Source organism: Microbacterium petrolearium, assembly GCF_054782875.1.
Map to the genome: position 1 here is coordinate 1 of NZ_BAAGRQ010000034.1, position 6306 is coordinate 6306.

Below are 6306 nucleotides of genomic sequence, written 5' to 3' on the forward strand. Positions count from 1 at the left end.
GCTCCCGGGAGGCGGCGGCCAGCTGCTGCCGGGCATCGCCGTGGGCGACACGCGCGCCGTCTCCGACGACCTGGACGCGGCGATGAAGGCATCCTCGCTGTCGCACCTCACGGCCGTCTCGGGAGAGACTATTGCAAGCCGGGGTGAGTTGGGCGAGGTGATCGGTTTGATCGAACTGGGCCTCCCCAAACCCCGGAATCTCGCCGAAACGCCGTCCGTTCGCGTCCCGGCCGAATAGCCTGCTGTCCTCTTGAGCGCCGAGGGGTCACCCGTTCGGGCGTCTGGCGCCTCTCGCATGCATCGGTTTCAACGACTCGCGGTGGCCTGGCCCCGAGCTAGAAGTCCATATTGACCGCCCTGTCCTCCTCGTACGACACGTAGTCGATGTAGCGCTGGAGCCCATCTGGGTCGTCCGCGAGCGAGTGAACAAGACTGCGGAAGGCCGCATCGAAACGCACGCTCAGCCCCGACTGGATCCACGCGCTCGCTTGCGGAGCGGCGGTTACGAACCGCTCGTCGAACTCATCGAAGAGCGCGAACACGTCCCGGATCGTCACGTCGCTCGCATTCGGTAGCGAAAGGAACGATCGCTCACGCATCGAGCTCAGCCCGATGGGCAACGCGCCGACGCCCGGTACGTGCGCGTACACGGTCGTCTCGTTCCCCTTCTCGAAGCCACCGTGCGTGTAGGTGTTCCGCCAGCGTTCGACCACGTCGATCAGCTTGTCGAGGTAGACCTTTGCTTGACCAGTCTTCCCGAAGACGCGTTCGTACTTGAGTCCCCACCGCTGACCGATGAAGTCGAGGAGATGGTCCTTCGCTGGGTCGAATCCCGCGAACGGCAACGCAAGGACGAGGTCGTGCTCGAGCCGGCTCAGGAAGGCGCTTATCGCTGCGACCACGTCGTGCGTCGCGTTGACTTGCATCACGGCAGCACCGCTCCTGAACGTCCAGCCGGAGATGTGGAGTTCGCCTCCTGGCTCAATCAGCGTGCGTTCGTCCTCCACGATCGTCGGGTTGAGTGCACGGTCGCGGAAGTAGTCGTACGCCCGTTGCAGCCGGTTGTGCTGATTGACCACTGTTGCGTCGCCGGAGTCGACCAGCTGATCGGTGACCTTGTTGATGCCCTTCTCCACCACCTTCGTCGCCGAGATGAGCTTCTTCTTCGTCAACATGAGGCGCGAGTCGACCTCGGCTTCACTCAGGCCGTCGCTGGCGATGCGCAGCCTCAAGCCGAACTTCTGGTGTGCGACCTCGTAGCGCACCCCTTCACGCACGAACGGAACCCACCACGCGACCTTCTCCTCCGGGCCAAAACGCTCTAGCCCCGCGAGCTGGAGGGCGAACCCCATCACTGCCGGGATCGGGCACTCCTCGCGTCCGATGTCGGTCCTGGTGACTGCACCCGATGGCGCTTTGAAGTCTGATGGCTCTAGCCGCTGGAAATCCCGCAACACGGTGGTACGAAGTCGATGCCCCAATTCAGCCGCGTTGGGTAGTGTGTCCATACTCAGATCCTGCCAGCGAGCTCAGGGCCGCGTGCGCCTTGAACGCCGAGCAGATGCCTGCAGGCGCAGCGCCGCGGGATCTGCGCATAGTCGTTGTCGTGGTGGCCTGCTGGTGCGCCGCGCTGCTGAGCGTGATCGTGCCAGCGATCGCTCTCGGCGTGGCAATCGGTGCCGTAGTCCTGGTGGCGATCGGGCTCGCAGTATGGCGGCGCGCCGCCTGGCGGGAGCGTTCTGTCGCCCACGGTTTCCCCACGCCGCCGGATGTTGCGATCCCAGCGCGCCACTCTAGAGGCGCTCGACCGCCGCGTGTATATCGCGAGTCGTCGAGTAGCGCTCCGAAACGCGCGTGGTCGTGCACCGCTCGATGATGCGGGCAACGTCACCTGTGGCGACGCCAAGGCCTTTGCGGCCCGTGAATAGGTAGGAGAGCACGCAGCCGATGGCGTAGATCTCGTTTGTGAGCGCGTAGTCCTTGAAGCTTCCGAGCGTCGGGTCGCGGAACACCCCCTTCAGGTCCGTACCGGTCCGGGTCATCTCCGAATCCGGCACCTTCACCAGGCCGAAGTCGGAAAGTCGCACTGACAGTGCCCCGCCGTCGTAGACCTTCAACAGGATGTTCTGGAGGCTCACATCACGGTGGAGAAGCCCTCGTTTATGGGCTCGAGCCGATGGATATCTCGCGGCTCGATGGCTCGGTCATTCCTGGACGAAGTCGGCGACCTCTTCCCAAGCGATGGAGATCCCGGTGTTGCCACGCGACACGGATTCCGCGAAACCCAGCTCCTGAGCGGGGCCCTGCAGGTCGACGAGATGCTCGGGGTCGACGGTGTCCGGTTGCGTTCCGTCTGCCGCCGTCAGTCTGAGGTGGGTTATGTCGGCGTCTTCGCCTGTCGTGTCGATGATGATCTGGAGGATCTGCCGTAGCTCGTCGGAGCTGATGGCGTCACGGTCAAGGTGCAAGGTGACCCGGAAGTTGTACGTGAACCCGTCAAGCGAGAAGCTGGCGGCCGCCTCGAGGATGCCCAGATCGGCGCCTTCGAGTGCCGCCGGCACCGTGGACTCGGCTTCGGTGGGAGGGTCGCCGGCGGGTGATCCGCACGCGACGAGCATGCAGGACGCGGCGGCCAGGGCGAATGCGATGCGTATCCTTCGTCTCACTCCGGCTGCTCCGTCCATGTGTACTGCTGCTGTTCGACGACCGTGCCGAGGAAGTGAGAGTACCTCTCGGCGAGCTCGTCGTCGTAGTTCCGTGCGGTCTCGGCATAGAGCTCGCTGTTGTGCGCAGCGGCGAACAGTTCGCCGTTCGGTGCCATGGCGTGCACCACGTGCTTGTCCTCAGCGCTGCCGCCGCCCATGAGGTCCGCGTGTGCGACAGGGTCTGTGAGGTGCTGGTACTCGAGGACAGGTACGTCGGCGGGGATGTGGAAGGTGTCGACGGGGGAGCCAGCTACGACGAGCCCCATTGGCTTCCCTGGAGTCGTGGGGTCGGAGACCAGCGCGGCACCGGCGATTCCGCCTTGGCTGAACCCGGGGTAGACGACGAGATCGTTCTCGGTGATTCCGGCGGCGCGCATGGCTTGGACTACCGCGCGCTCGTACTGGGTGTTCGCGCCCGAGTCAGCCAGGCTGTTGCTTATCATCGCGATGTTCGCGTCCAGGTCGTTCGTTGCCCCTGCATCCTCATAGGGGTTGGAGGCGTTTTCGGGGTCGAAGAACTCGGAGAGCCGATTCCAGTCCTGAGTCGAGGGCAAGGTGACGATGTAGTGGTACTGCCCGGTGGCGGGGTCACTGACGACCTTCTTGATGTCGATTACGGTGCGGTCTTGGCCGCCGAGGTCGTCGACGAACGTGTTCCCCTCGATGAGTTCGGAGAGTCTGCTGATTCGTTCCCCGACGCGCGTGTTGTCTCGCAGCAGTTCCTGTTCATCCCTGTCGAGGTCACCGGGATGCAGTTCGGTGACCTCCGGATCGGCTACATAGAGGTCTCTAACCGCGTCGCGAATGATCTGGCGCAGTGCGGGATGGTAGATCCACTCTTTCTTGGCGAGTTGCGCGAGGGCCGCATCGACGTCGGTCGCGAGCTGGTCGTAGCCGCTGAACTGATCGAGCCATGCATCTACTGCGCTCGTGCTGACGATACTGACGGTGGTGTCGAGCTCGGCGATGATCTCGTTCAGGTTTCGGAGTGACGCTTGCGCCGTGGGGGCGATGGTGTGGAGGAGGACGATCAGTGTGCTGAACTCCACGTTCATCCGGTCGATGAGGCCTTGGCATGCCGCGATGGACTGCCGCGCTTCTCTGGCGAATGCCGGGTCGACGATCCCGCCTGGTGTGAGGCGAGGTTCGCTCACCACTTTCGCGGCTTTGGTAGCCAGATGCTCGAGTGCGCCGAGGACCATGCGCCGCACAGAGACGACGATGCGGGAAGCGTCGTCCAGCGCGTCGGCTGCGCCGCCGACCCACTCGGCGATGGCGCGGGCTTCGGTTTCGAGTTCGTCGAACCGCTTCCGCATCGCCCGGATAGTCCGGCCGTCCATGTCGTCGAGGCGCCTGCGGGTGGCGGCGATGTCGTGGCCGATGTCCTCGACGGCGCCGGCGACGCGCCGCCACCCGACAGCGAACGCTTCGACTGTCCCTTCATCTCCCTGCAGTTGGGTGACGAAGGCCTGTAGGGGCGCGACGTGTGGCGCAACTTCCGGTGGGAACTGCGCGTCGGCGCCGTATCCGCCCGGCTCGATCGCCCCTGGGGTGAGACCGACAGCTAGGGGCTGACGATAGGACTCGACCCCTTGCGTCCAGCTTCCGCGCGCGAGCTCCGCGGCGGCGGGATTGATCACCGTTTGCGTCCCGGCGCCATCGTGGGTCATGACCGCGCTAGCCACGGACCCAGTCCGATGCGTCGAGGTCGGCTTCGCGCTTCTTTGCCGCGGACGCGGATTCGAGGTCTGCGTTCTCGAACTCGTCCGCGGCGGCACGGATCCCGAGGCGGAACGCTTCGGGCGCGCGAGACAGTGCAGTCAGGATGTCGGACGCGACCTCCGGCAGCGGAACTGCGACAGCGCCGAGCGCGCTGTTCAGCACGCCGAAGGATGAGGTGGAGAGCTGAATCGCGGCAGCGTCCGTCGCGGCTTGTGCGGCGCGGTCTTGTGCGCCCGCGAGACGGTCGCCCGTCGCCCGCATTTCGTCCACCTGGACGTCGAAACCTTCGCCTGCACCGGTCATCTCTCACCCCCGCGACTGACTGGTCGGTTAGCCAGATGCTACGCGTGCGCAGGGGCGGATCGAATGGGTAGAGGTGCCCGCCGCCCGGTTTGCCGGCGTTGTCGAGAGCGCCTCAGAGGTCGAGCTCAGCGATCACGAGCGCGTGGTCGCTGAAGGGGGAGTCGCGACGGGCAGCGGGGGAGTCCGTCACGGACGGCAGCGCTTCCCCTCCAGTCCGTGTGCCGGCGCGGACAACGGTCTTCCGGGTCGCGTTGGTGACGAGGATGTGATCGATCAGCTCACCGCGGCCGCGGTACACGCGGCTGAATCGCTCGGGCTCCGGGATCAGCGGCGCGAGGTTGAAGAGCCGCCACGCGTCGCCTTGATCCGGTCGGTCTGCGCCGGTCGTGCCGATCTCGGAGCCGGACGGACCCTGCAGGATCTGCGTGGTCGCGGCCGCCGGCTCGTCATTCATGTCGCCCAGCACCAGGACGTGCCGGTTGTCGCCTTCCCCGTGGATCAGGGTGTCGGCGAAGCCCCGCACGGCGGTCGCCTCGGCGGCGCGGCGCATGAGCGCGTACGACGCGAACCGCGCGCGTTCGCCCTCATCGCGAGGCTGGAACCGCCCGCCCGGGTAGGAGATGAGCTTCGACTTCAAGTGGACGCTCACCAGATCAACCGGCGTGGAGCCGGCCTTCACGCGGACCTGCAGCGCGCCTCGGCCCATCACTGTCAATGGCGTGCCGTCGTCGTCAGTCGGCACGCCGTGGAGCTGGTCGGGGATCTCGCTCGAACCGGCCCTCGTCTTCGCGCACGTCACTAGGTGCTGCCGGCAACGGAGACTTCGACCATGGGGCGGTGAGCGCCTGGTAGGAGCGGGTGCGGAATACCTGGGCTCGCTCACATCAGGGTCAGGGCAGTCCGGCTCAGGCACCGTCCTGTGGATGGCACCAGGATGGCGTCGCCGGGCGTAGGTTCGCCGCATGCCCGTCGATCCGCACTCTCGTTCCGCCGCGGGGTCGGCGCCTTTGTCCACCATCTCTCACCGTGGCGGTCGACGGCGCGCCGACCTGCGCCTGATCCCCGTGGCGGGTGCCGCATGGGCCGGCGCGTTCGGCGCCGTGATGCTGCCGGGGGCGGCATGGGTCCTCGCCGGGGTGAGTCTGCTCGCCGCGGCGGCTCTCGTCGTGTGTGCGCTGCGTGTGCCGTCGCGGCGCGCGGCGCTGGCCCTCACGGTCGTGGCCCTGGCGACGTCCGGGGGAGCGGCGGCCCACGTCGCCGTCCTCGCGCCCTCACGCGCGGCTGCCACCGACCTCGTCGCGACGGGGGAGGTGCAGGCGCGTGTGGAGATCACGACGAAGGTCGAGCCCCACGGTACGCGCGTGTGGTTCGGTGGCGTCGCACAGGGCGTCGAGGGCGTGGGCGGCGGTGTGACCGGGCCGGTGCCCGTGCGCGTCGCGATCGACCGGGCCGGGCCCGCGGCGGACCGGCTGGACCTCGGCTCCGTCGTCGACGTGCGCGGCGGGGCGGAGGCGGGCGAGGCGGGCTCGGCCGAGGCGCTCGTGATCTTCCCCCGCACCGCCGAGCCGGTGCGCGA

The 6306-nt window shown here is 66.8% G+C and carries 6 protein-coding genes and 2 pseudogenes; 2 read left to right on the forward strand and 6 right to left on the reverse strand.

Annotated features, from left to right (window positions below; all coding sequences use genetic code 11):
- A partial coding sequence (locus ACYVJ0_RS13315) for a hypothetical protein (protein WP_460818341.1) occupies nucleotides 1-238 on the forward strand: 238 nt, incomplete at its 5' end.
- Nucleotides 239-335: 97 nt separating this feature from the next.
- Here ACYVJ0_RS13315 and ACYVJ0_RS13320 read toward each other — a convergent pair.
- From ACYVJ0_RS13320 to ACYVJ0_RS13345, 6 genes and pseudogenes are all read right to left on the reverse strand, one after another.
- Nucleotides 336-1508, reverse strand: coding sequence for a hypothetical protein (locus ACYVJ0_RS13320; protein ID WP_460818334.1), 1173 nt, complete (start codon nucleotides 1506-1508; stop codon nucleotides 336-338).
- 285 nt (nucleotides 1509-1793) lie between these two features.
- Nucleotides 1794-2153: pseudogene (locus tag ACYVJ0_RS13325) on the reverse strand (protein kinase domain-containing protein); the annotation flags it as partial.
- Nucleotides 2154-2204: 51 nt separating this feature from the next.
- Nucleotides 2205-2684, reverse strand: a complete 480-nt coding sequence (locus ACYVJ0_RS13330; RefSeq protein WP_460818336.1) for a hypothetical protein — start codon at nucleotides 2682-2684, stop codon at nucleotides 2205-2207.
- Entirely contained in the window at nucleotides 2663-4375 is a 1713-nt protein-coding gene (locus tag ACYVJ0_RS13335) for a hypothetical protein (protein ID WP_460818337.1), read from the reverse strand. Before ACYVJ0_RS13335 ends, ACYVJ0_RS13330 begins: the two co-directional genes overlap by 22 nt.
- Nucleotides 4376-4382: 7 nt before the next feature.
- Nucleotides 4383-4730 carry a hypothetical protein gene (locus tag ACYVJ0_RS13340; RefSeq protein ID WP_460818338.1) on the reverse strand — a complete coding sequence of 116 codons (348 nt, stop codon included), beginning with the start codon at nucleotides 4728-4730 and terminating at the stop codon, nucleotides 4383-4385.
- A gap of 112 nt (nucleotides 4731-4842) precedes the next feature.
- Nucleotides 4843-5472, reverse strand: coding sequence for an endonuclease/exonuclease/phosphatase family protein (locus ACYVJ0_RS13345; protein ID WP_460818340.1), 630 nt, complete (start codon nucleotides 5470-5472; stop codon nucleotides 4843-4845).
- Nucleotides 5473-5794: 322 nt separating this feature from the next.
- Between ACYVJ0_RS13345 and ACYVJ0_RS13350 the strand changes: the two are divergent.
- Nucleotides 5795-6306, forward strand: a pseudogene (locus ACYVJ0_RS13350) (hypothetical protein); the annotation flags it as partial.